The organism is Dorea acetigenes (assembly GCF_025567385.1).
In the GTDB taxonomy this organism is placed as follows: Bacteria; Bacillota; Clostridia; order Lachnospirales; family Lachnospiraceae; genus Claveliimonas; species Claveliimonas acetigenes.
The window spans coordinates 356625-382555 of the sequence record NZ_JAOQJU010000002.1 but is presented as its reverse complement, the minus strand read 5'-3'; the positions used below and the strand labels follow the sequence as shown (position 1 = coordinate 382555).

The 25931-nt window shown below is 43.9% G+C and carries 22 protein-coding genes; 18 read left to right on the top strand and 4 right to left on the bottom strand.

Going from position 1 to position 25931, the window contains the following annotated elements; translation table 11 throughout:
• From gpr to OCV99_RS04310, 5 genes are all read left to right on the top strand, one after another.
• Nucleotides 1–469, top strand: a 469-nt coding sequence (gene gpr / locus OCV99_RS04330) for a GPR endopeptidase (protein WP_158368602.1), incomplete at its 5' end; no start/stop codon positions are given.
• Between the two features lie 68 nt (nucleotides 470–537).
• Entirely contained in the window at nucleotides 538–1719 is a 1182-nt protein-coding gene (locus OCV99_RS04325; RefSeq protein WP_264471491.1) for a stage II sporulation protein P, read from the top strand.
• A 94-nt stretch (nucleotides 1720–1813) separates the two neighbouring features.
• Nucleotides 1814–3736, top strand: coding sequence for a DNA gyrase/topoisomerase IV subunit B (locus tag OCV99_RS04320; protein ID WP_158368522.1), 1923 nt, complete (start codon nucleotides 1814–1816; stop codon nucleotides 3734–3736).
• A 17-nt stretch (nucleotides 3737–3753) separates the two neighbouring features.
• Nucleotides 3754–5994 (top strand): DNA gyrase/topoisomerase IV subunit A, encoded by a 2241-nt coding sequence (locus OCV99_RS04315; RefSeq protein ID WP_158368520.1) that lies wholly within the window; start codon nucleotides 3754–3756, stop codon nucleotides 5992–5994.
• Between the two features lie 201 nt (nucleotides 5995–6195).
• The gene (locus tag OCV99_RS04310; protein WP_158368518.1) at nucleotides 6196–6906 is read left to right on the top strand and encodes a hypothetical protein; all 711 of its coding nucleotides are present in this window, start codon (nucleotides 6196–6198) and stop codon (nucleotides 6904–6906) included.
• Nucleotides 6907–7033: 127 nt separating this feature from the next.
• Here OCV99_RS04310 and OCV99_RS04305 read toward each other — a convergent pair whose 3' ends face one another.
• Both OCV99_RS04305 and OCV99_RS04300 read right to left on the bottom strand, forming a co-directional pair.
• Nucleotides 7034–8482, bottom strand: a complete 1449-nt coding sequence (locus OCV99_RS04305; RefSeq protein ID WP_158368516.1) for an aminoacyl-histidine dipeptidase — start codon at nucleotides 8480–8482, stop codon at nucleotides 7034–7036.
• A gap of 89 nt (nucleotides 8483–8571) precedes the next feature.
• Nucleotides 8572–9522, bottom strand: coding sequence for a LysR family transcriptional regulator (locus OCV99_RS04300; RefSeq protein ID WP_158368514.1), 951 nt, complete (start codon nucleotides 9520–9522; stop codon nucleotides 8572–8574).
• Between the two features lie 151 nt (nucleotides 9523–9673).
• Between OCV99_RS04300 and OCV99_RS04295 the strand changes: the two genes are divergently transcribed.
• From OCV99_RS04295 to OCV99_RS04280, 4 genes are all read left to right on the top strand, one after another.
• Nucleotides 9674–10891 (top strand): aminotransferase class I/II-fold pyridoxal phosphate-dependent enzyme, encoded by a 1218-nt coding sequence (locus OCV99_RS04295; protein WP_158368512.1) that lies wholly within the window; start codon nucleotides 9674–9676, stop codon nucleotides 10889–10891.
• A 105-nt stretch (nucleotides 10892–10996) separates the two neighbouring features.
• Nucleotides 10997–12238, top strand: coding sequence for a serine hydroxymethyltransferase (locus OCV99_RS04290; protein WP_158368600.1), 1242 nt, complete (start codon nucleotides 10997–10999; stop codon nucleotides 12236–12238).
• 18 nt (nucleotides 12239–12256) lie between these two features.
• Nucleotides 12257–13105, top strand: coding sequence for a deoxyribonuclease IV (locus OCV99_RS04285; protein WP_158368510.1), 849 nt, complete (start codon nucleotides 12257–12259; stop codon nucleotides 13103–13105).
• A 45-nt stretch (nucleotides 13106–13150) separates the two neighbouring features.
• Nucleotides 13151–14476 (top strand): MATE family efflux transporter, encoded by a 1326-nt coding sequence (locus OCV99_RS04280; RefSeq protein ID WP_158368508.1) that lies wholly within the window; start codon nucleotides 13151–13153, stop codon nucleotides 14474–14476.
• Here OCV99_RS04280 and OCV99_RS04275 read toward each other — a convergent pair.
• The gene (locus tag OCV99_RS04275; RefSeq protein WP_158368506.1) at nucleotides 14473–15669 is read right to left on the bottom strand and encodes an MFS transporter; all 1197 of its coding nucleotides are present in this window, start codon (nucleotides 15667–15669) and stop codon (nucleotides 14473–14475) included. The genes OCV99_RS04280 and OCV99_RS04275 overlap by 4 nt on opposite strands.
• 129 nt (nucleotides 15670–15798) lie before the next feature.
• Between OCV99_RS04275 and OCV99_RS04270 the strand changes: the two genes are divergently transcribed.
• From OCV99_RS04270 to thiI, 8 genes are all read left to right on the top strand, one after another.
• Complete coding sequence (locus tag OCV99_RS04270) at nucleotides 15799–16758, top strand: AraC family transcriptional regulator (RefSeq protein WP_158368504.1); 960 nt, start codon at nucleotides 15799–15801, stop codon at nucleotides 16756–16758.
• Entirely contained in the window at nucleotides 16745–17455 is a 711-nt protein-coding gene (gene tsaA / locus OCV99_RS04265; RefSeq protein ID WP_227193150.1) for a tRNA (N6-threonylcarbamoyladenosine(37)-N6)-methyltransferase TrmO, read from the top strand. The genes OCV99_RS04270 and tsaA overlap by 14 nt, the downstream gene beginning before the upstream one ends.
• 130 nt (nucleotides 17456–17585) lie before the next feature.
• Nucleotides 17586–18944, top strand: coding sequence for a hypothetical protein (locus OCV99_RS04260; RefSeq protein ID WP_158368502.1), 1359 nt, complete (start codon nucleotides 17586–17588; stop codon nucleotides 18942–18944).
• Between the two features lie 281 nt (nucleotides 18945–19225).
• Nucleotides 19226–19792: a manganese efflux pump MntP gene (locus OCV99_RS04255; RefSeq protein ID WP_158368500.1), complete on the top strand. Its 567-nt coding sequence runs from the start codon at nucleotides 19226–19228 to the stop codon at nucleotides 19790–19792.
• Between the two features lie 287 nt (nucleotides 19793–20079).
• On the top strand, nucleotides 20080–21030 hold the full coding sequence (gene prmA, locus OCV99_RS04250) for a 50S ribosomal protein L11 methyltransferase (protein ID WP_158368498.1): 951 nt from the start codon (nucleotides 20080–20082) through the stop codon (nucleotides 21028–21030).
• Between the two features lie 23 nt (nucleotides 21031–21053).
• On the top strand, nucleotides 21054–21791 hold the full coding sequence (locus tag OCV99_RS04245) for a 16S rRNA (uracil(1498)-N(3))-methyltransferase (protein ID WP_158368496.1): 738 nt from the start codon (nucleotides 21054–21056) through the stop codon (nucleotides 21789–21791).
• 45 nt (nucleotides 21792–21836) lie between these two features.
• The gene (locus tag OCV99_RS04240) at nucleotides 21837–22994 is read left to right on the top strand and encodes a cysteine desulfurase family protein (protein WP_158368494.1); all 1158 of its coding nucleotides are present in this window, start codon (nucleotides 21837–21839) and stop codon (nucleotides 22992–22994) included.
• Nucleotides 22995–23027: 33 nt separating this feature from the next.
• Nucleotides 23028–24209 (top strand): tRNA uracil 4-sulfurtransferase ThiI, encoded by a 1182-nt coding sequence (thiI, locus tag OCV99_RS04235; RefSeq protein ID WP_158368492.1) that lies wholly within the window; start codon nucleotides 23028–23030, stop codon nucleotides 24207–24209.
• A gap of 74 nt (nucleotides 24210–24283) precedes the next feature.
• Here the strand turns inward: thiI and OCV99_RS04230 are convergent, their stop codons facing one another.
• A complete protein-coding gene (locus OCV99_RS04230) occupies nucleotides 24284–24514 on the bottom strand; it encodes an HPr family phosphocarrier protein (protein WP_158368489.1) in 231 nt (76 codons plus the stop codon).
• 96 nt (nucleotides 24515–24610) lie between these two features.
• On the opposite strand from OCV99_RS04230, the gene mtaB reads away from it, so the two are divergent.
• Nucleotides 24611–25903 carry a tRNA (N(6)-L-threonylcarbamoyladenosine(37)-C(2))-methylthiotransferase MtaB gene (mtaB, locus tag OCV99_RS04225; protein WP_158368487.1) on the top strand — a complete coding sequence of 431 codons (1293 nt, stop codon included), beginning with the start codon at nucleotides 24611–24613 and terminating at the stop codon, nucleotides 25901–25903.
• Nucleotides 25904–25931 lie beyond the last annotated feature (28 nt).

Sequence of the window (25931 nt, the reverse complement as noted above, 5' to 3'; positions counted from 1 at the left end):
GGTAGAGATTGTCAAAGGAATCGTGCAGGAGACAAAACCGGACTTTATTGTAGCCATTGATGCCCTTGCGGCGCGGAATTCTAAAAGACTGAACCGCACCATTCAGATTGCAGATACAGGAATACATCCCGGATCAGGTGTAGGAAACCAGAGAAATGCTATTAATCGGGAAACGGTGGGAGTTCCTGTAATCGCCATAGGCGTTCCGACGGTGGTTGATGCGGCTACAATTGTAAATGACGCTATGGAAAATCTTCTGGCGGCTTTGGAAAGCTCTGAGATGTTAAAAGGAGTAGGCGTGGTGATGCAGGGATACAGTGCGGCGGAAAAATATGAATTAGTAAAAGAACTGATAGCTCCGCATTTAAATGGAATGTTTGTAACGCCGAAGGACATTGACGATACGGTAAAACGAATCAGTTACACAATTTCAGAAGCTTTGAATCTGCTATTCTCAAATCAGGTATAGTTTCATATAGTATAAAAGTGAATGAATAAATGTCTGATTGGGCAGGAAATAGAAATGGGTGGGAATATTTGGAAAGAAAATGGAGCGTGCATACCGTATTGCTCGGACTGGTGTTTGGAATTCTCATAATCTATGGAGGAATCAAGCTCGATATTCATCCGTTTCAGGCGGTAGAAGGAGAGGTTGCGGAAGAACTATTGGAGCAGTCCAAAGTAATGTACCTGACCGGATTTTCTTATCTCGAAGGAGATAAAAGTCATTCGATGGGGGAATGGCTGCTGTCTAAGGCAAATGAATTGATTCCTCTTGGAGGTTACGTAGAAGGGAAGTCCGCATCCGAGACAGACACCTCGGATGCGGATACATATGCTATGATTCTGGCGGCACAGGCAAATGATGAGAATGAAGTGGGGGCAGACGGACAGTTGGTGAATGGAGAAGATGATTCAGCACAGACGCTTCACACCGCCGGAGTACCGTTGGATACTTCTATAGAGAAAATGAGCGATTTTAACTACCTCATCAGTAATTTCTATGCGGTAGACAGCAGTACTATGATACGGCCGGATGAGCTAAAAGGGGAAGAGCTGTTAAGTAAAAATATGAAGATTAACCAGGAGACGGACGGTCCGAAGATATTGGTTTACCATACACATTCACAAGAAATGTTTGCAGATTCTGTGGAGGGAGATCCGTCTACTTCTATTGTGGGAGTCGGCGATTATCTGACAGAGCTTTTAAATCATACTTATCAGATCCAGACGCTTCATCATACCGGCGTGTACGATTTGATTAACGGGGAATTGGACAGAAGCAAAGCGTATGATATGGCAAAGCCGGATATTCAGAAGATACTGGAAGAAAATCCAACCATAGAGGTTGTCATCGACCTGCACAGAGATGGTGTGAATGAGGGCACTCATCTGGTGACAGAGGTAAATGGCAAGCAGACTGCGCAGATTATGTTCTTTAATGGGCTAAGCAAGACAAGGGCTAACGGTGAGATTGATTATCTTGCAAATCCGTATATTCAGGACAATCTGGCGTTTTCCCTTCAGATGCAGGTGGCGGCAAACAATAAATATCCCGGATTTGCCAGAAGGATTTATCTAAGAGGCTATCGGTACAACATGCATTTCATGCCAAAATCACTGCTTATAGAGGCAGGTGCACAGACCAATACCGTAGAAGAAATGAAGAATGCTATGGAAGTGCTGGCAGATCTTCTGCATACAGTACTTATCGAATAAGACTGGAAATATTGCGTTTCTTAGGGTATACTATAAAAGATTGTGGGTACAAAAGATACGCGGAAGAGTTTGATAGAAGAGAGGTTTAGGTAACATGGCGAAGAAGAATACATACGATGCGGATAGTATTGCGGTACTGGAAGGACTTGAAGCAGTCCGGAAAAGACCGGGAATGTATATAGGAAGCGTGTCAACCAAGGGACTGAATCATCTGATTTATGAAATTGTGGATAATGCAGTGGACGAACACCTGGCGGGATATTGTACGGAGATACAGGTAACACTGGAAAAAGACGGTTCTGCGACGGTATCTGATAATGGACGTGGTGTTCCGGTCGGCATGCACGCCAAAGGCGTGTCTGCCGAGAGAATCGTATATACGACGCTTCATGCAGGAGGAAAGTTTGACAGTTCTGCTTATAAGACAAGCGGCGGGCTTCACGGGGTAGGCTCTTCTGTGGTAAATGCACTGTCTGCCTATATGGACGTAGAGGTCAGCAGGGAAGGATATATTCACCATGACAGATATGAGCGGGGCGTTCCGGTTATTGAGTTGGAAGATGGTCTTTTACCCAGAATTGGCAAGACGAAGAAGACCGGAACGAAGGTGAATTTTCTTCCGGATGATACGATCTTTGAGAAGACAAAATTCCGTGGAGAAGAGGTAAAGAGCCGTATGCATGAGACGGCTTATCTGAATCCGTCTCTTACCATTATTTATGAAGATAAACGTCTGAGTGAGCCGGAACATATCGTATTCCATGAACCGGATGGAATCCTCGGTTTTATTAAAGAGTTGAATGCTAAGAAAGAAACAGTACATGAGCCGGTGTATTTTAAAGGGATGGCAGAGGGAATTGAAGTGGAAGCGGCATTTCAATATGTAAATGAATTCCATGAAAATGTTCTTGGTTTCTGTAATAATATCTACAATGCAGAAGGCGGGACCCATCTGACCGGATTTAAGACAACCTTTACTACCGTTATGAACCAGTACGCTCGGGAGCTGGGGGTGCTGAAGGAGAAGGACGCTAATTTTACAGGTGCGGACATCCGTAACGGTATGACGGCAATCGTCTCCATTAAGCATCCGGATCCCAGGTTTGAGGGGCAGACGAAGACGAAGCTGGACAACCCGGATGCGGCGAAGGCCACCGGAAAAGTGACGAATGATGAGATTGTCCGTTTCTTTGACCGAAATCTGGATACATTGAAAAAGGTTCTTTCCTGTGCGGAAAAAGCGGCGAAAATCAGGAAGACAGAAGAACGTGCGAAAACCAATTTGCTGACGAAGCAGAAATATTCCTTTGACAGCAATGGAAAGCTTGCGAATTGTGAGAGCCGGGATGCTTCCCGGTGCGAGATTTTTATCGTAGAGGGAGATTCCGCGGGAGGCTCAGCTAAGACGGCAAGGGACCGAATGTACCAGGCGATTCTTCCAATCCGCGGGAAAATTCTGAATGTGGAGAAGGCGAGCATAGATAAAATACTTGCTAATGCAGAGATAAAGACCATGATTAATGCTTTTGGCTGCGGATTTTCCGAAGGATATGGAAATGATTTTGATATCAGCAAACTGCGTTATGACAAGATTATCATTATGGCAGATGCGGATGTGGACGGTGCCCATATTTCTACACTGCTTTTGACCCTGTTTTACCGGTTTATGCCGGAGCTTATCTATGAGGGACACGTATATATTGCCATGCCGCCTCTTTATAAGGCAATGCCGAAGAAGGGGGAAGAAGAATATCTGTATGACGATAAGGCGCTGGAACGATACAGAAAGACTCACAGTGGGCCGTTTACCCTCCAGAGGTATAAAGGGTTGGGAGAAATGGATGCAGAACAGTTATGGGAAACAACACTGAATCCCGAAACCCGGATTCTTAAGCGAGTGGAAATTGAGGACGCGAGAATGGCTTCCAGCGTGACAGAGATGCTGATGGGAACAGAGGTACCACCGCGGCGGGCGTTTATTTATGAGAATGCTACGGAAGCGGAATTGGATATATAGGAAGGAGCAGATGAGAAATGGAAAGCCAGCAGATTATCCGTACCGAATATTCGGACGTAATGAAAAAATCATATATTGATTATGCTATGAGTGTGATTATTGCGAGAGCCCTCCCGGATGTGCGTGACGGATTAAAACCGGTGCAGAGAAGAACGCTCTATGATATGCATGAACTTGGAATCCGGTATGACAAGCCTTATAGAAAATGTGCGCGTATTGTGGGAGATACCATGGGTAAATATCATCCCCACGGCGACAGTTCTATTTATGAAGCACTGGTGGTTATGGCACAAGACTTTAAGAAAGGCATGATTCTGGTAGACGGACACGGAAATTTTGGCTCTATTGAGGGAGACGGAGCCGCCGCCATGCGTTATACGGAAGCCAGGCTTGCCAAGTTTACCCAGGATGCATTTCTCGCGGATTTAGATAAGGATATTGTGGACTTTGTACCGAATTTCGACGAGACGGAGAAAGAGCCGGAAGTGCTTCCTGTGCGGGTTCCCAACCTTCTGGTAAATGGTGCGGAGGGGATTGCCGTCGGTATGGCTACCAGCATTCCGACTCATAATCTTGGAGAAGTTATTGATGCGGTAAAGGCATATATGAAAAATGACGCCATCAGCACGAAGCAGTTGATGAAATACGTGAAGGGACCGGATTTCCCTACGGGCGGTATTGTTGTAAATAAAGACGATCTTCTAAATATTTATGAGACAGGCTCCGGCAAGATTAAGATTCGCGGCAAGGTGGAAGTGGAGGATATGAAAGGCGGAAAGAAGCGCCTGGTAATCACGGAGATTCCTTACACCATGATTGGGGCGGGAATCGGGAAATTTTTAAATGATGTCTGTGCGTTGGTGGAGTCTAAGAAAACTTCCGACATCGTAGACATTTCCAACCAGTCTTCCAAGGAAGGAATTCGCATCGTTATTGAACTGAAGAAGGGAGCAGATGTAGAGAATCTCACCAATATGCTTTATAAAAAGACCCGGCTGGAGGATACCTTTGGCGTTAATATGCTGGCGGTAGCAGACGGACGCCCGGAAACCATGGGGCTTAAGAAAATTATTGAGCATCACGTGGATTTTCAGTTTGAACTTGCCACCAGAAAGTATAAGAATCTTCTGGCAAAGGAACTGGACAAGAAAGAGATTCAGGAAGGACTTATTAAGGCCTGTGATGTGATCGATCTGATTATTGAGATTCTCCGGGGCAGCCAGAATGTGAAGGACGCGAAGGCGTGCCTGACCCAGGGGATCACAGAGAATATTAAGTTTAAGTCAAAAATATCCCAGAAGATGGCGGCGATGCTCCGGTTTACTGAGCGTCAGGCGACAGCAATTCTGGAGATGCGTCTTTACAAATTAATTGGACTGGAGATTGAGGCGCTTCAGAAAGAGCATGACGAGACTCTGAAAAAAATTGAGAGATACGAGGATATTCTGAACAATTATAATTCCATGTCAGATGTAATCATAGAAGAATTAGATCAGTATAAAAAAGAATTCGGAAGAAAACGCCGTACCGTAGTAGAGAATGCGGAAGAAGCCGTATTTGAAGAGAAGAAGATAGAAGAACAGGAAGTGATGTTTCTGATGGACAGGTTTGGTTATGCGAAGACGATAGACCTGCCCACCTATGAACGTAATAAGGAAGCGGCTGACAGCGAGAACAAATATGTGGTCTCCTGTATGAACACCGGAAAGCTGTGTATCTTTACCAATACCGGAAAGATGCATCAGATGAAGGTATTAGACCTGCCTTTCGGAAAATTCCGGGATAAAGGACTTCCTGTAGATAATGTCAGCAACTATGACAGCACACAGGAGGAAATTGTCTATATCTGCGATGCGGAGCAGATGCGATTCGCCAAGCTTCTCTTTGCAACAAAGCAAGGTATGATTAAGAAGGTTGAGGGAACGGAATTTCAGGTGGCGAAGAGAACCATTGTGGCAACGAAGTTTCAGGATGGGGACGAGCTGCTCTGTGTTCAGGTCATCACGGATAATCAGCATGTTGTCCTGCAGACCCGGGATGGGTTCTTCCTGCGTTTCCCGGCAGAGGAAGTTTCCGAAAAGAAAAAAGGAGCCATTGGTGTCCGGGGAATTAAGCTTAAGAAGGATGATGAGCTGGAGAACGTATATCTCTTTGTGGAAGGAACGGAGGCGAAGGTAGCATTTAAAGAGAAGGAGGTAACTCTGAACCGGCTGAAGATAGGAAAGAGGGATACCCAGGGAGTGAAGAACAGGGGATAAAGGCTGATGGGGAAAAGGAGAAAAAAGAAAAAGATTAATTTTGAAGAATCATGGTTGGGAGTTTTTATAGAAACAGTGCTGTTTTTTGCAGCATATATTCTTTTAATGATGCTTCCGGGAGTTATTGTCAGACCGGCGCTGTTTTTTCTGGTGTCTGTTTATATTATCTACCATGATAACAGCGGCATAAGAAAAAAACTTGTGAAGAAACTTCCTAAAAAATTTCCCTGGTATAAATCGTGGGCAAGACCGGAAAAATTTGAAGATCATCGGATAGAAGTTTATAAAACATGTACCTTTTTTTGTCTTCTTTTAAGCTGGGGGGTTCCTTATATAGGATTTTTATTTACTACGGGAGCGGTAGTTTTTCCGGTTTTGACAATTGTACGTTATATTCGGAATAGCGACAGAATTAGTTTCTCAGAAGATAAACAAGGCGGTTTTACCTCTGTGGTAATAACGGTTCTGGTTTCTGGTTTTCTTTTCTTTATATGGGGCGCAGATAATCATAGGTATAACCAGTTATTTTGGGTAATGTGGGGTGCTATATCCCTTACTTTTATTATTCCTTTTTTCATTTTTTCAAAAGAATATAAGAGAAAAATACTGGTTGCTGCTGGTTATATCTTTTGTGTCAGTTTCTTTTGGTTCGGTGCACTTTGCGTTATTAATATAGATTTTGATTTTAGTGTGGCCGAGGAATATCGGGTAAGAGTTGTAGATAAACATTCGTCATCAGGTAAGGCAGAAATGTATTATGTAACTGTAAAACCATGGGATGGAAAATATGGAGATGAAGATATAGAAGTTTCAATAGATGAATATAAGCAGGCGGAAGAAGGAGATATAGTAACAGTTGTCCAGAGAAATGGACTTTTACGGATGAAATGGTACTATTTAGAATTTAGATAGCAGACAAACATAAAATATAAAATTCCCGCTCCATAACGAATCGTTTATGGAGCGGGAATCTAGTTTATACCTTAGTATGCAAGAAAGGGTGCCAGTGGCACGCTTTCTGTATCAGATTCCGGCAAATTTATTTGCAAGCTTTCAGGACTGCTTTCAGGTATTCCCAGGAACGTGCAGTGGATGCAATGTCAAGCCGTTCTTTTACAGAATGAACATCCGGCAAATTCGGGCCGAAGGATACAATGTCTAAATCCGCTTTCTTGTCAATCAGGATTCCACATTCTAATCCGCCGTGGGTAGTCTCTACGGTTGGCTCGGTACCGAACATATCGCTGTAAATCTTAATCATCAGCGGACGGAGGGTGGAATCCGGATAAAAGCTCCATCCGGGGTATTCGCCGGAAAGCTCATAGGAAGCGCCCACAAGCTCACACCACATATTCATCACATTTTTCATATCTTCTAATTTGCTCTTTAGGGAACTTCTTACCTGGAATCTTACACGTACCGTATTATCTGAGGTTTCTACAATTCCGGTGTTCAGAGAAGTTTCCACATTGGAGGGGAAGGTACGGTCATAGCACTGTACACCGTTCGGAGCGCCATACAAGTAGGTAATGACACGGGAAGTAGAGTCTGCATCAAATGCCTTTACAGTTTTGCTCTCTCCGATTGTGGCAGTCAGGATAAAATCCGGCTCTGAACCAAGAAATTCAGCAGAGATTTCTTCTTTTAACGCAGAGACAGCATTTACAATGGCTTCTGCCTGTTCTGTCTCTGCCACAATAACGGTCTGGTTATTCTGAGCAATAACATTGGCGGCAGAACCACCGTCGGTGCTGAGCAGGTTGAAGTCGTAGGTATTGGCGAGTGAGTTAAGAACACGCCCCATAATCTTGTGGGCATTGCCGCGCTGTTTCTGAATCTCAGCACCGGAATGGCCGCCCTGTAATCCATTTATGGAGAGCGTGATTTCTACTCCGTCCTCTTCGCTCCACTCTACTGGAATGTATGTATCGTAGACAAATCCTCCGGCGCAGCCTACGGTCAGAACACCTTCTATCTCCGAATCAATATTCAGACATTTTTTTCCCTTCAGTTCAGATAAATCAATGGCATATGCCCCGTACATTCCGATTTCCTCGTCAGTGGTAAAAATTGCTTCAATCGGTGGATGGGGGATGTTATCGCTTGCAAGAATTGCCATTGCAAATGCGATTGCGATTCCGTCGTCACCGCCCAGAGAAGTGTTCTTTGCACCGATCATGCCGTCTTCAACAAAGAGATCCAATGGGTCATTCTCAAAATCATGAGTACTTTCCGGTGTCTTTACGGCTACCATATCCAGATGTCCCTGTAAAATAACCGGTTCACTATTTTCATAGCCGGGAGTTCCCGGTTTCTTGATGATTACGTTATTTACTTCGTCCTGCACATATTCCAGGTGGTGTGTTTTTGCAAATTCTACACAGAAATCACTGGCTTTTTTTGTGTAAAATGTTTTTCGCGGTACGCGGCTTAATTCTTCAAAATAATAGAATACTTCTTTTGGTTCGATGTTTGATAAAATGCCCACTTTTCTATCCTCCGTTTATAGTCAATAATATGATTTCATTGTAGCACGTTAAAAATTATTTTTCTATGGAATCTGCGAAGATATTTTCGTTATATTTTTGTCATTCTTTCATGCATGACGATGAGAAATTCTTCCATAACACGGGTTTTGTATTTATGGTTTTTGTAGTAAAAAAATACCTGACGTTTCGCGGCGCTGCCATCAAGTTTATAGTAAACAAGGTTTTCAAAAGAAGGGAGTTGGCTTACCAAAATATCACTGATAAATGTTGCCCCAAGCTGTGTGGAAGCCGCCATGTAAGCCGTTGACTGCTGGTTGAGCTCCAGAATAATATTAGGGTGAAATCCGGCCTCCCTGCACAGCCTGTCTCCTCGGATACGGGTATCGTTTCCAGGAGCAAGCATGATGAAAGGCAGTTCGGAAAATGTATGGAGCGGAACAGCCGGATGTACAGAGTCCAGGTAGCTTTTGTTTTTGATGCTTTCATAGGAAAGCTGGTATTCTTCAAGACTTCCATGGATGGGAAAATGCTTCGGGACAGCAAGAAGAATATTTTCATGGCAGTAGAGTTCTTTGTTATACAGAGTACTGTCATAGTGGTAATTGTCAATGACAAAATCCAGAGAATTATTACTGAGCATTGTCTCTAGCTGGGTGGTATTTCCTTCAGTAAGATGGACACCGATATGAGGATACTTTTGCTTGAACTGGGTAATCAACGGCGGGAGTACATAGGCGGCAAAAAGATTGCTGGCGCCGATGGACAGATTTCCGGTTTTTAAGGTGGTTAGGTTATTGATATAATTCTCTACCCGCTGTTCGATTTGGAAAATCTCTTCCGCAGCTTCTATGTAGGCCTTTCCTACTTCCGTAAGCTGGAGAGGGCTTGTGCTTCTGTCAAAGAGAGGGAAACCGATCAGATTTTCTATTTTCTTAATACGGGCGCTTAAAGACGGCTGGCTAATATAGAGATTTTGGGCGGCTTTCGAGAAGCTCTTTTCCCGGTATACTTCATAGACATATTTTTTCCATGTAAACATAGTGATACTCCTTTTGCGCAAATATGGCGATATTTATTATAGTTAAAATAATATAATTATTATATGATTATATGTATTTGATTATATTATACTGCCGGAGTATGATGAAAGCAAATAAAAGATATTTCGGATAAAAAGGTGGGGAAAGGAAATGGAAAAAATTACAAGAGCAAAGCGGATGGAGAATATACACTCTGATATTAGAGGAACATTATTTATGGAAGCGATGGAGATGCAGGCACAGGGGTCAGAAATATTGAAGCTGAATACAGGGAATCCAGCAGCTTTTGGCTTTGGACTGCCGGAAAGTATTGAGCACGCTTTAGAGCATCATATTCGAGAGGGGGTAGGATATTGTGACTTTAAAGGGATGCCAAAAGCGCGGATTGCGATCTGTGAATACGAAAGGAGTAAGGGAATCAGAGGAATCACTCCAGAGGATGTTTTTGTTGGGAATGGGGTTAGCGAAGTCATTTCTTTTGCATTGCTGCCACTTTTGGATAAGGGGGACGAAGTGCTGGTTCCTTCTCCCAGCTATTCACTTTGGGGGAATTCGGTTTATATGGCGGACGGAAAGCCAGTGTATTATATCTGTGATGAAAAGGCGGACTGGTATCCAGATATTGCGGACATACGATCGAAAATTACGAAAAGAACAAAGGCGATAGTCATTATTAATCCCAATAATCCTACAGGAATGCTATATCCGCGGGAAATTCTTCTGGAACTGATTGGGATTGCAAGAGAGTATGGGATTATGATTTTTGCCGATGAGATTTATGACCGGTTGGTAATGGATGGGCTGGAGCATGTCTCTGTAGCGTCTTTGGCAGAAGATATTCCGGTAGTAACAATGAATGGATTGTCGAAGTCACATTTTCTGTGCGGCTACCGGTGCGGGTGGATGGTGATGAGCGGACCGAAAAATCTGACGGAGGACTACAGGCAGGGAATCGTCCAGTTGACGTCCATGAGACTTTGTGCTAATGCCCTTGCTCAAATTGTGATACCAGCAGCCCTGGAAGATATGGAAACGCCGTTTTCAATGGTAAAGCCGGGAGGTAGAATCTATGAGCAGAGAGAAGTCGCCGTGGGGGAACTGGAGAAAATAGACGGACTGTCATTTGTAAAGAATAATAGCGCGTTTTATATTTTCCCGAAGTTGGATGTAAAGAAATTTCATATTACCGATGATAAACAGTTTGCCCGTGAACTGCTACATGAAACGAATATTTTAATCGTACCCGGAAGCGGATTTGATTGGAACTGTCCTGATCATTTCCGGATCGTTCTGTTGCCGGAAGCAGGGGTTTTGAGGGACGCAATAAAATGTATGGGTAAATTTCTTGATGGATATAGGCAAAGATAACAGAAGAACATATATTGACATTTTGCTTCCGATTCTATATGCTTAAATTTGTTAAAGAATACACAAGGCATAAAAAGCAGGAGATGGAGGACAAAAGTTATGAACATGGTGAACGAGGTAATGAATTATATCAGAAGCTGTGATGAAGAGATAGGAGATGCACTTTTTCTTGAGATGAACCGGCAGAAAAGAAATCTGGAGCTGATTGCTTCCGAGAATATTGTCAGCCCTGCGGTTATGTTGGCGATGGGAACGGTGCCTACCAATAAATATGCGGAAGGGTATCCGGCGAAGCGCTACTATGGCGGCTGCGAGGATGTGGATATTCTTGAAAATGTGGCGATTGAGCGTGCAAAAAAGCTTTTCGGATGCGAACATGTTTGTGTGCAGCCGCATTCAGGGGCCAGTGCTAATACAGCTGTTTATCAGGCGTTTCTGAAGCCGGGAGATACAGTGATGGGATTAAACTTAGCGCATGGCGGACATCTGACGCATGGTTCACCGGTAAATTTATCCGGTTTGCTGTATCATTTTGTCCCTTATAATGTAAATGATGAAGGTTTTTTAGATTATGAAGAAATCAGAAGAATTGCGAAAGAGTGTAAACCGAAGATGATCGTTGCGGGAGCGTCTGCATATCCAAGAGAGATACGTTTTGATCTGTTTGCGGATATTGCGAAAGAAGTGGGAGCGTATCTTTTTGTAGATATGGCGCATATTGCAGGGCTGGTAGCGGCAGGTTTACATCAGAGCCCTGTGCCATATGCTGATGTGGTAAGTACGACGACCCATAAGACACTGCGTGGTCCAAGAGGCGGTATTATTATGTGTAAAGAAGAATACGCAAAGGCAGTTAACAAAGCGATTTTCCCGGGAACCCAGGGAGGGCCGCTAATGCACATTATTGCAGCTAAGGCAATCTGTTTTGGAGAAGCGTTAAAACCGGAATTTAAAGAATATCAGAAGCAGGTGGTTAAGAATGCAAAGGCTCTTGCAGAAGCAATGGTAGAAGAAGGATTTGATCTGGTAAGCGGCGGCACGGATAACCACCTGATGCTGGTAGATCTACAGAATATGAATATTACCGGGAAAGACCTGCAGAATCGTCTGGATGAGGTCTATATTACGGTAAATAAAAACGCGGTGCCTAATGACCCGGCGAGTCCTTTTGTAACCAGCGGCGTACGTATTGGAACACCGGCCGTTACGACAAGAGGGCTTGTAGAAGAAGACATGAGAGTGATTGCAAGGCTGATTAAGATGACGGTTACAGATTTTGACAGTAAAGCGGATGAAATTCGCGAGGCTGTGAACCAGATTTGTCAGAAATATCCGATCTATGAGTAAGGAGAAAAGGGCGGAGAAATGCTTACGATAGGAACACACATGTCAATTGCCGGAGGGATTGCGAAAACAGCGGAGAATGTTGTGAAAATGGAAGCAGACACTATGCAGATTTTCAGCCGCAATCCCCGCGGTTCCAATTATAAGACGTATACAGAAGAAGAAATCGGGAAGTTCCAAAAAATCCGAAAAGAACATGGCTTTGGACCACTTCTGGCACATGCACCTTATACTATGAATCTGGCAAGCAGTCAGGAGAAAGTATATGAATTTGCCTGTACGGTTATCAGAGAGGATATTGCCAGAATGGATGCGCTTGAAATTGAGAATCTGGTCTTTCATCCGGGAAGCCATACTGGAATTGGTGTAGATGCAGGAATAAAAAATATTATCAGAGGGCTGAATCTGGCTATTACCGGAAAAGAAAAGATTACTGTTTTGTTGGAAACTATGAGCGGAAAAGGAACGGAGATCGGAGACCGTTTTGAGCAGTTAAAAGAAATCCGGGATGGGATGAATTATCCGGAAAGGGTGGGAATTTGTCTGGATACCTGCCATATATTTGCGGCAGGGTATGATATTGTACACGATCTGGACGGTGTTCTTGAAGAATTTGATAAAATACTTGGACTGAATCTGCTTCGGGCAATTCATCTGAATGACAGTATGATGCCATTTGCGTCTCACAAAGACAGACATGCGGCTTTTGGCGAGGGAGAGATAGGGACGGAGGCTCTGCTTCGTGTCCTTGAACATCCACTGCTAAAGGATCTGCCATTTTATCTGGAGACGCCCCATGATGATGCGGGCCATAAGAAAGAGATTGCGAAGATCCGGCATCTTCTGTCTGAGAGAAAGCTTTGCAGCTAAGAAGGCGGCGGTGGCATGCATCGGCGCCGGGAGGAGAAAATGACTATGAAAAAAGATCTGACAACAGGAGATGTGTCAAAATCCCTTCTGGCCTTTGCCGGACCTATGATTTTGGGAAATCTTCTGCAGCAGTGCTACAATATTGCAGATACCTTTATTGTGGGACGTTTTCTGGGCGCCGACGCATTGGCAGCGGTCGGCGCCGCTTATACATTGATGACATTTTTAACTTCTATATTGATTGGGCTGTGCATGGGAAGCAGCTCATTATTTTCGCTTTATTTTGGGAGAAAAGACAGGCAGGAGATGAAGAACAGCATTTCGGCTTCCTTTCTTTTTATCAGTTTGGCGGCTGTTTTGATGAATGTGTTGCTATTTTTGTTTATTGATGAGATCTTAAGACTTCTTTCTGTGCCGGAGACAATCTGCGGAATGATGCGAAGTTATGTGTGGATTATTTTTTTCGGTATCTTTCCGGTTTTTTTATATAATTTTTTTGCCTTTGTATTAAGGTCGGTGGGAAATTCTGCCCTGCCATTATGGTTTTTGGGAATTGCGTCGGCTATGAACATTATTTTGGACTATTTATTTGTTGTCAGCTTTCGATGGGGAATAGAGGGGGCGGCCATAGCCACCGTGGCAGCCCAGATTTTTGCCGGAGCCGGAATCGGACTCTATGTCTGGATAAAAGAGAGAGAACTGATGCCCGGAAGAGTGAATGTTTCCTGGAAGAAGGGGACCATGAAAGAAGTGGTTCGATTTTCGCTGGCGGCTTCGGTCCAGCAGTCCGTCATGAATTTTGGAATTCTGATGATTCAGGGGCTGGTCAACAGTTTTGGAACAGTAGTGATGGCGGCATTTGCGGCGGCGGTAAAGGTGGATTCTTTTGCCTATATGCCTGCACAGGAATATGGGAACGCTTTCTCAATCTTTATTTCACAGAATCATGGAGCGGGAGAGAAAGAGCGTATCCGAAAAGGAACTGCCAATGCGGTGAAAGTATCGGCGATATTTTGCGTTCTTGTTTCGGTGGCAGTATTTTTGCTTGCCCCTTATCTGATGATGATATTTATCAGCCCTGAGGAAACAGAGGTTATCCGGATTGGCGTGGGCTACCTGAGGGTGGAAGGCTCCTTCTATGTGGGAATCGGAATTCTGTTTCTGCTGTACGGATTCTACCGGGGAATTGGAAAGCCGGAGATGTCGGTCGTACTTACTGTTATATCACTGGGAACGAGAGTACTGCTTGCCTACGTCCTTGCTCCTATCCCTGCGATCGGAGTGTGGGGGATCTGGTGGGCAATCCCCATTGGATGGTTTCTTGCGGATGTGACCGGATTTCTGGTAATGTCGCGGTATAAGGGCGGTTAATGGTGTGCCTGCTTTATGGAAAAACAGGTAAGCAGCATCAGAACCGGGAAAATAACGGCGGCAAGGATGCCTTTATGTAAATCCCCATCAAATATGGAGGCGGCCAGTCCGGCGAAGGTGGGACCAAGAGAGCATCCGGCATCGCCGCCCAGCGCCAGAAGGGCGAAAAGAGGGGTACCGCCTTTTGGTATGGTTTTGGATGCCGTGCTGAAGGTTCCGGGCCAGAGAATCCCTACAGACAGACCACAGATGCCGCAGCCCAGAAGGCTTATCGCTGGAAGCGGCGACAAGGATACAATAAGGTATCCGACGATACATAAGAAAGAACTTGCCTTCATAAATTGGTTTAAGTTTATTCTTTCACCGTATTTTCCATATATGGCACGGGAAGCTCCCATTAAGGCGGCAAAAAACATGGGACCTGCCAGATCACCGATGGTTTTGGAGACATGAAGCCCGCTTTCGGCGAAGAAGGACGCCCACTGGCTGACTGCTTGCTCGCTGGCTCCGGCGCACAGCATTGCCAGTAACAGAAGACAGAACAGCCGTGACCGGAACAGCTCTTTTACAGGGACTCCGGTATCACTGTCTTCCAGAAGAGAGTAGATAGGAACCCGGGTGAAGAGCAGGCAGTTAAAGAGTGGAACGATGGACCAGAGAATCGCCAGGATTTTCCAGTTTTCCGTCCCCGCTACTGCGAAAAACAGGGTGGATATCAGCACAACAGCCACATGGCCCCAGCAATAAAAGGAATGCAGGAGACTCATGGCAGTTTCTTTATTGTCTGTGGGACATGCTTCTACTACCGGGCTGACAAGAACTTCCAGAAGCCCGCCGCCGGCAGCGTAAACCATGACGGAGATAAGCAGACCAGCAAAAGGATCCGGAAGGAGTTCTGGCAGCAGTGTCAGTAAAAGTAATCCGGCAGCGGACAGAAGATGAGCTAATATCATAGAAGCACGGTACCCAATTCGATCGATAAAGCCGGCGCTCAAAAGGTCTACAATTAGTTGTATGCAGAAATTAAAAGTGATTAAAAGCGTTATTTTTGAGAGTGCTATATCGTAGCTGCTTTGAAACACCAGAAAAAGCAGGGGTACAAAATTATTGACGATTGCTTGTACAATAAAGCCAATAAAGCAGGCTTTGATGGTATGGTTGTAAGTGAACTGTTTTGTTTGTCTGAAATGCATATCTTTCATTACCTCATAATTTTTTTGTAATTATATTTTCTTTTTTTGTCTGTATCAATAGACTTTATTCCCCAAATATATTACAATCTTCCCGGAACGAAAAAAGATAAGAGGAAGGGGCAGACTGATGTGAAAGTAAATACGATTCCCATGAATGATAATATGCGTGAGCTTACACAACACGGTTCTGTTGGTTTCCCTATTCAGTATTATGTGGATGAAATATTCCGATTTCCCAATCATTCGGTTCCGCTCCATTGGCATCCTGAGTTGGAGTTTTTCGTTGTTAGGGGAGGGGATGTGTATATACAGATTGGAAAGCAGGTTTTTCAGGCCGAGGAAGGTACTGGCATTTTTATTAATGCAAATGTATTGCATGGATTTTGGCAGAAGGATGAAAACGCGCGATGCCAGTGCCCGAACATTGTCTTTTCAGAAGAATTGATTGCATCTGTGGGAAGCAGGATTTATCAAGAATACATTCGCCCGATTACGATGGACGGACAGATGCCGTATGTGCTGCTGAAGCCGGATAATCTGTGGGAAAAAGAGATTCTCCAATGTCTTGACCGGATATTTTCACTGCTGCAGAAATACGGGGATTGCGGTATTTTTGGTAAAACGCCAGTGTTAGCATTTGAAAATGGCGAAATCGCCAGCCCGTGTTATGAGATGGCGGTACAGAGCGAGCTGAACCTGGTGTGGCAGAAGTTGTTTTCTCATAAAAGTGAGGATCCGAGGGTTTCCTTTGCAAAAAATGAACATTTATTACAAATCAGGACACAAAAGATGTTGTGTTTTATCCAGAATAACTATGATAAGCCGATTTCACTGCCAGAGATTGCCCTGGCGGCAGATGTCAGTAAAAGTGAGGCTTCCCGTTGTTTTCAGGCATATCTTCATACTTCTCCGGTTCGCTACCTGCTTTGGTACAGAATTGAAAAGGCGAAGCAGGAGCTTTTGAAAAATCCAGGCACGATCGAGCAGATCAGCAGAGAGTGCGGATTTCAGTCATTTAGCTATTTTTGTAAAATGTTCCGTATTCAGACAGGTATGACTGCAAAGGAATACCGGCATGGAAAATATTAAGGTACGAGAGGAGAACATGATGCAGGGACGTATTTTTAAAACAATTGCATATGTGCATACAGATTTTCCTGCCAAATTTGGCATACCGAGACAGAGCGGGCTGGCGGACACGGCAGGAAGAATTATATTCGAGAAAGAGTATCGAAGCAGGGAGGCTGTAAGAGGGCTGGAAGAATATTCTCATTTGTGGATTCTGTGGGAATTTTCAGAAGCTGTCAGAGAAGAGTGGAGCCACACGGTGCGTCCGCCCCGGTTGGGAGGTAATAAAAGAGTGGGAGTATTTGCAACACGCTCCCCGTTCCGTCCTAATCCGGTGGGTCTGTCCTGTGTAAAATTAGAAAAAATAGAATTTACAGAAAAGGGACCGGTTTTACACATTTCAGGTGCAGATATGCTGGATGGAACGCCGGTTTATGATATTAAGCCTTATCTGCCTTACGTGGACAGCCATCCGGAAGCAGACGGAGGATTTGCAGAGAGGGTAAAGGAATATGAGCTGGAGCTTTATTTTCCGCGAGAATGCCTTGAAAAGGTGCCGGAAGGAAAAAGAGAAGTATTAAAACAGATTCTCAGGCAGGATCCCAGACCTTCTTATCAGAAGGATTCTGAGCGGATTTACGGGATGGAATTTGCAGGAATGGAGGTAAAATTTCAGGTGCGGGAAAATTGTCTGATTGTGAAAGAAATTATTGCTTAAAAGAACTGTTTCAGGAGTTGCGAAACAGCAGTAGGTTGTGGTAAGATAGTACAGTAAGCGGACAGGGATTCTATTTTGTCCCTGTGCTGAAATTAAGGGGATATTATAAATAAAGGGGAGCAGTTGAATAATGAAGGAGAGAATCATTCTGGCATTGCTCGGTATGATTTGTTTTTTTGCATTTTCCGGCGGAGAATGCCGCGCGGAAATTGCAGGGGACGATGCATTTACCGGGCTTTCATGGGAACAGGTGCATGAGGATGAGATACAGGCACCGTTAGGAGTTGTACAATCAATCTGTGCGACGGAGGATTACATTATCTGTATTGAGAATACGGCAGATAACGCGGTAGATACGGATACGGTATCGGCATATTACAGAAACGACGTGGATGAGAATGGAAATCCGGTAGAAAGGTATTCGTTGGCGAAGAGAGTATCCGATATGAATTGGGAGCATGGGAATGGAATGGCCTATAATCCGAATACCAATGAAATTTATGTGGCGTTATATACGAATTTGATTCCGGAAAACCGGGGATGCCTTTATGTAATGGATCCGCAGACGCTTGCATATAAAAGGAAAATCAAAGTCAGTGATGATTATAATATACTGGGTATTGACTATAAAGAGGATACAAACCAGTATGTGATACAGACGAATGCAGATGGAGGATACAGTTTCAAGATATTGGATGCTGATTTTCATGTTGTAGAGGATTTGGGAAGTTATGCTGCTACGGCAAAAGGAGATAATTTTCAGGATCTGGTAGTGGATGGGGATTATATTATTAATTTTCCGCTCACGCTTAATATGGGAATTGGGGATTATCTGCATGTATACTCTATTTCCAGAAAAACAATGGTCGCAGACCCACAAGTGGATTTTAATTTTCAGAATATCACCGCAGATGAGCCGGAGGCATTGTGTGAGATTGAACCGGGGGTTTATCTGGCTGCGGTGAATGTGACGGACAGCGCCGGGGCGAAGAAGCTCCGCCTATACCGGACAGAGATTCCTTATTATTTTCACATTACAGTAATAGATGGCGATGGCAGTGTAATAGAAGAGCAGCAGGTGTCCAGAGGTGAAAACTTTGCGCTGAATTGTATGCCGGAAGAAGGGTATCAGTTATCTAGTCTATTTGTGGATGGCGAGAAAAAAGACGTACAGGAATATGAAGAGGGTTATGTGCTTGAGAATATCCAAAAGGATTCAACAATTCAGGTGCATTTTAAAAAGATACCTGTCGCAGTACCCAAGGCAGTTGCGCCGAAAGAAAGTGGAGAGACTAAGGCAGAACTTCCTGTTAAAGAGATTTCCGTAGGGATTCTTCTTATAGTATGTGCTGTGGGAGGATATGGTTATTATCTCCATATTCAGATGGAACGGCGCAGAAAGCGTTTGCGGGCGCGCAGGAGGCATAGACAGTTTGTGCTGGATTATTATCATCTGGCTGCTATTCACTCACAGCAAGGCGCGAATTGATAAAAATTATTGACAAGCTTTTGAAAAATCCTTATAATAGGCTCTAAGGTAAGGGAGTAGTTGGCGCAGATATGCGTGGTTTTGTCAACATACTGGTGCAGGGGCATCTGGCATTACTTTAAATAATGAGACTTATCCGTGGATGATATGCCACGGATAGGTTTTTTTTATGCTATAGAACAGTTTTTGCTTTCGATAGCATAAAAATGATCTGCATAATATGCGCAGCGCCTTGTTCTATAACCAAAAAGATTTTGGAGACGATGAATGGAGGAAATAAAATGGGAATTGCAGAGCTTTTTTTAATTGCGGTAGGTCTGTCCATGGATGCGTTTGCAGTGTCTGTCTGTAAGGGACTCGCCATGAAGAAATGTACCTGGAAGAAAGCGGGAATTGTCGGACTGTATTTTGGCGTTTTTCAGGCAGGTATGCCTACGATTGGTTATTTACTGGGGGTACAGTTTCAGGATATTATTACATCTGTCGATCATTGGATCGCATTTATTTTATTGGGAATCATCGGTGCCAACATGATTCGTGAGGCGATGGGAAGCTGCGACGAATGCCAGGAACATGATGATTCTCTGGATGTACGTACCATGACAGGTCTTGCGGTTGCTACAAGCATTGATGCACTTGCGGTAGGTGTAACCTTTGCTTTCCTTCAGGTAGACATTATTCCGGCGGTGAGTTTTATCGGAGTAATTACCTTTTTGATTTCTTTCGCCGGAGTCAAAATAGGCAATGTATTTGGAGTCAGATACAAGAAGAAAGCCGAGATTACCGGAGGCGTGATTTTAATTCTTTTAGGTGTGAAAATCCTAATTGAGCATTTAGGCCTAATATGATATAATGAGCGCATAGCGACGAACGCAAATCCGTGTAAAAATGCGCCGGCTGCTTGCAGGCGGAAGCATCTTCACACGGATTTATGTGAGTGCAACGGACACCGAGGAAAGGAAGTTTCCGAGGTGGCGTTCGGAGCGTAAGATACGCAGAAGTCCGAAGTGCAACGGACACCGAGGAAAGGAAGTTTCCGAGGTGGCGTTCGGAGCGTAAGATACGCAGAAGTCCGAAGTGCAACGGACATCGAGGAAAGGAAGTTTCCGAGGTGGCGTTCGGAAGGAGAGCAAAAATGAAGTGGAATAAATTTCGTATCAAAACAACGACAGAGGCAGAAGATCTTATATGCAGCAGCCTGATGGAACTGGGAATCCAGGGCGTTGAGCTGGAAGATAAGATACCGCTTACCCAATCGGATAAAGAGCAGATGTTTGTAGATATTATGCCGGAAATTGATGTGGATGACGGTGTGGCATATATTAATTTTTATCTGGAAGAGGATGAAGATAAAGGAGCAGTGCTTGCTGCAGTGAGAGAAGAACTTGAAGATATTGCCGTTTACGCGAATGTAGGGGAAGCAAGCATTGAGGAATCACAGACAGAAGACGTGGATTGGGTGAATAACTGGAAACAGTATTTTCATCAGTTTACCATAGATGATGTTCTGATTATTCCGTCGTGGGAGGATGTGCAGCCGGAAGATGAGGATAAAATGATTATTCATATAGACCCGGGAACGGCGTTTGGAACCGGAATGCATGAGACAACGCAGCTTTGCATCCGACAGATTAAAAAATATGTAACGCCGGATACGGTGATTCTGGATGTGGGCTGTGGAAGCGGTATCCTGGGGATGCTGGCACTTAAATTCGGAGCGAAATATTCGGTGGGTACAGACTTGGATCCATGTGCCATTGATGCCACCCATGAAAATATGGAAGTGAATGGTATTTCCGGAGAGCAGTATGAGGTTATGATTGGAAATATTATTGATAATACAGAGGTTCAGGATAAAGTCGGTTATGAAAAATATGATATTGTAGTGGCAAATATTCTGGCAGATGTGTTAGTCCCGCTTACCCCGGTAATCCTTGCGCAGTTAAAACCGGGAGGCATCTATATTACCAGCGGAATTATTGATGACAAGGAACAGACAGTAGTGGACGCTGTTTTGAAAGCAGGTCTTACGGTGCTGGAGGTTCATCATCAGGGTGAATGGGTATCTGTTACTGCAAGAAAATAGAGAATGGACAAGGGTGAGTAAAGATGCAGCATTTTTTTGTAACGCCGGATCAGGTGAAGCCGCCATATATTTATATTAAGGGTTCTGATGTAAACCATATGAAGAATGTGCTTCGTATGCGGGAAGGGGAAGAACTGGTGGTGAGTGATGGGAATAATCAAAAGTATCTTTGTGTTGTAGAACATTTTAAGGCAGACGAAGCTGTTGTTTCTATCCGGGATGAGCTGCCGCTGGATACAGAGCTTTCGTCCAGGGTCTATTTGTTTCAGGGACTTCCTAAAGGTGATAAAATGGAGCTGATTATTCAGAAAGCTGTAGAACTTGGCGTGTATGAGGTTATCCCGGTTGAGACAAAGAGAACGGTAGTAAAGCTTGATGCAAAGAAGGCAGAGAAGAAAGTGAGCCGTTGGAACGAAATTGCAAAGAGTGCAGCGAAGCAATCCGGCAGGGGAATCGTGCCGCAGGTTACCCGGGTAATGCGTTATGCAGAAGCAGCAGAATATGCGAAAGAATTGGATGTTGTCTTAGTTCCCTATGAGCTTGCCGAAGGCATGGATTGCACGAGGAAAATTATAGAAGGGATTTGTCCGGGACAGTCGGTGGGAATTTTTATCGGCCCGGAAGGGGGATTCGAGAAGGCAGAGGTGCAGGCGGCGGCAGATAAGGGAGCCAGGGTGATTACCCTTGGCAGGCGGATTTTGAGAACGGAGACTGCAGGACTTACAACATTGTCCATACTGATGTATCACCTGGAATCATAAGCAGCATAAATTATATAGTAAGAATAATAGAAATAGGAGTTAATCATGGAAGTTTATCTGGATAATTCTGCGACTACCAGAGCCTATGATAAAGTGGGCGATATGGTGCGCAGAGTATTATGCGAAGACTATGGAAATCCGTCTTCCATGCACACGAAGGGCGTGGAGGCAGAAAAATATATAAAAGAAGCCAAAGAGACGTTGGCGAAAATTCTGAAGGTGCAGGAAAAAGAGATTTTCTTCACTTCCGGCGGAACAGAAAGTGATAACCTGGCGCTGGTTGGTGCGGCAAGGGCGAACCGCCGTGCGGGAAAGCATCTGATTACTTCTTCCATCGAACATCCTGCTATTCTGAATACTATGCGGTATCTGGAAGAAGAGGAAGGGTTCCGGGTGACATTTTTGCCGGTAGATCAGTATGGTAGAATCCGGCTGGATGCATTGAAAGAGGCGCTTTGTGACGAGACGATACTGGTTTCTGTCATGTATGTGAATAATGAAGTTGGCTCCGTACAGCCAATTGAAGAAGCAGCTAGTATGGTCAAAGCGTATAATAAAAATATTTTGTTCCATGTAGACGCAGTACAGGGATTTGGTAAATACCATATTTATCCGAAAAGGATGAAGATAGATATGCTTTCTGTCAGCGGTCATAAGATTCACGGCCCGAAAGGAGTCGGAGCACTGTATATTGGTGAACAGGTTAAGATTAAACCGATTATCTTTGGCGGTGAACAGCAGAAAAATATACGTTCCGGTACGGAAAATGTTCCGGGTATTGCCGGGCTTTCTGTTGCGGCAAGAGAGATTTATACGGATCTGGATAAAAAGGTTGCTTTTATGCGGGAACTGAAACAGCATTTTATAGAAGGCGTTACAAAGATCGAGAATACAACGATTCACGGATTGTATGATGAGACCAGCGCACCGCATATTATCAGTGTGGGATTTGCAGGTATCAGGAGTGAAGTACTTCTGCATGCATTAGAAGAAAAGGGAATCTGTGTATCGTCCGGTTCTGCATGTGCATCGAACCATCCGGCAATCAGCGGCGTGCTGAAAGGAATCGGGGCGAAGAAAGAATATCTGGACGCTACGCTGCGGTTCAGTATGTCGGAATTTACGACGAGAGAAGAGATTGACTATACGCTGGAAACCCTTTATAATTTAGTTCCGATGCTTCGCAGGTATACCAGACGCTAGAATACTGCGGATAAATGAGAAAGGAAAAGGAAAATGACATTTCAAACATTTTTGATAAAATATGGAGAGATAGGGATTAAAGGCAAGAACAGACATCTTTTTGAAGATGCACTGGTGCGTCAGATCAGATATGCTTTAAAAGATGTGGATGGGGAATTTTCTGTATATAAATCACAGGCGAGAATCTATGTTGACTGCGAAGGAGACTATGATTATGATGAAACGGTGGAAAGTTTAAAGAGAGTTTTCGGAATTGTAGGCATTTGTCCGGTAGTCAGAAAAGAGGATGAAGGTTTTGAAAAGCTTAAGGACGATGTAGTTGCTTATATGGATGAGATGTATCCGGATAAGAAGATTACTTTTAAGGTAGAAGCGAGGAGGGCAAGGAAGACTTATCCGCTGAATTCTATGGAGATTAATTGTCTGGTGGGCGAGGCAGTTCTGGAAGCATTTCCGGAAATCCGGGTAGATGTGCACAAACCGGATGTGATGCTTCATATAGAAGTAAGAAATCAGGTCTATATTTATTCGGAAATTATTCCCGGGCCGGGGGGAATGCCGGTGGGAACCAACGGGAAAGCAATGCTTCTTCTGTCAGGGGGAATCGACAGCCCGGTTGCAGGATATATGGTATCTAAACGTGGAGTAGGGATTGAGGCAACCTATTTTCATGCTCCGCCGTATACCAGTGAGCGAGCAAAACAGAAGGTGGTAGATCTTGCAAAACTGGTAGCAAAATATGCGGGGCCGATTAAGCTGCATGTAGTGAATTTTACTGATATTCAGCTTTATATTTATGACAAGTGTCCGCATGATGAACTAACAATTATTATGCGTCGTTATATGATGAAAATTGCAGAACATTTTGCAAAGGAAGATGGCTGTCTGGGATTGATTACCGGAGAGAGTATCGGGCAGGTGGCAAGCCAGACGATGCAGAGCCTGGCGGCGACCAATGAAGTTTGCACGCTCCCGGTTTACCGGCCTTTGATTGGATTTGATAAGCAGGAAATCGTAGAGGTTTCGGAGAAAATCAATACTTACGAGACTTCCATACAGCCTTTCGAAGATTGTTGTACGATATTTGTTGCAAAGCATCCGGTGACGAAGCCCAATATCAATATCATTAAGAAATCAGAAGAGAATCTGGCGGAGAAGATTGATGGGTTGGTGCGTCAGGCAATTGAGACGGTAGAAATTATAGAAGTAAAATAGCAACAGTCAAAACAGCCTCCATACAGTTTGCGTATATACAATCCGTATGGAGGCTGTGTGGGTGTTCTTGCATTTTAAATAAGATAGGGCTTTAATGCCTCAAGAATCTGGTCTACATCAGATTCAGCATGGATATTCAGCGTAATCGGCTTAGACAGGTCCAGGCTGAAGATGCCCATGATGGACTTGGCGTCTATCACATATCTGCCGGATACCAGGTCAAAATCATAGTTAAACTTTGTGATTTCATTTACAAATGATTTTACTTTATCAATTGAGTTTAAAGATATTTCTACTGTTTTCATTAAACTAAATGCCTCCTTAAATTCATATTCTATGTCTATCTTAAAAGGATAGTGCTGAAAAGTCAAGAAATAAAAAGGAAAAGAAAGGAAAAGCAGATGAAAAAAGCAGCGTTGCATAATCTGGGATGTAAAGTGAATGCGTATGAGACAGAGGCAATGCAGGAACTTTTGGAACAAAGCGGGTACGAGATTGTGCCTTTTGAGGAAGGAGCAGATGTCTATATTGTTAATACCTGCACGGTAACGAATATGGCTGACAGAAAGTCCCGGCAGATACTTCACCGTGCCAGAAAAATGAATCCGGATGCAGTAGTAGTAGCCGCAGGGTGTTATGTTCAGGCGAAGGCAGAAAATATAGATGATAGTATAGATATTGTAATTGGAAATAATAAAAAGCAGGATCTGATACAGATTCTCGATGAATATTGGAGAAAAAAAGCAGAAGACCGTCAAGTGAGCAGGGAAATACTGGATATCGGCCATACTGCGGAATATGAGAGTCTGCATCTTAGTAAGACTGCGGAACATACCCGTGCTTATATAAAGGTGCAGGATGGCTGCAACCAGTTCTGTTCTTATTGTATTATTCCGTATGCAAGAGGACGGGTCAGAAGCAGGGCGAGAGAAGAGGTTGTCCGTGAAGTGGAGACGCTGGCGGAGAATGGCTACAAAGAAGTGGTTCTGACAGGAATACATTTAAGCTCTTATGGTATAGAGCGGGGAGATAACCTTCTTTCGCTGATTCTGGCGGTACATGAGGTGGCCGGAATTCAGAGAATACGTCTTGGATCTCTGGAACCAAGGATAATTACGGAAGAATTTGTAAAAACGATTGCCGGGCTTCCTAAAATTTGTCCGCATTTTCACCTGTCGCTGCAGAGCGGATGCAATGCGACGTTAAAGAGAATGAACCGGAAGTATACCGCAGAAGAATATTTTGAAAAATGTGAATTGTTAAGAATGTATTTTTCAGACCCGGCGCTTACCACAGATGTGATTGTGGGATTTCCGGGAGAAACAGAAGAAGAATTTGCGCAGTCAAGGGCATTTGTAGATAAAGTGAATTTCTATGAAACACATATTTTTAAATATTCTAAGCGTGCGGGGACGAAGGCGGCGGAGATGAAAAACCAGGTTCCTGAGGAAATCAAAGCGGCAAGGAGCAGTGAACTGCTTGCGCTTGGACGTCAGAAAGAGCGGGCTTATGAAGAAAAGCTGATAGGAAGGACAGTGGAAGTCCTGATAGAAGAGAGGGCAGAGAGGGAAGATGGCATTTATCAGGTGGGGCATACGAAGGAATATGTCAAAATTGGACTTAAAACATCAGAAAATCTGGAGAATCAGTTGATAAATGTAGAAATTGAGAATCGTTTACAAATAATACATTGAATTTTTTCATAGATTCATGTAGAATAAA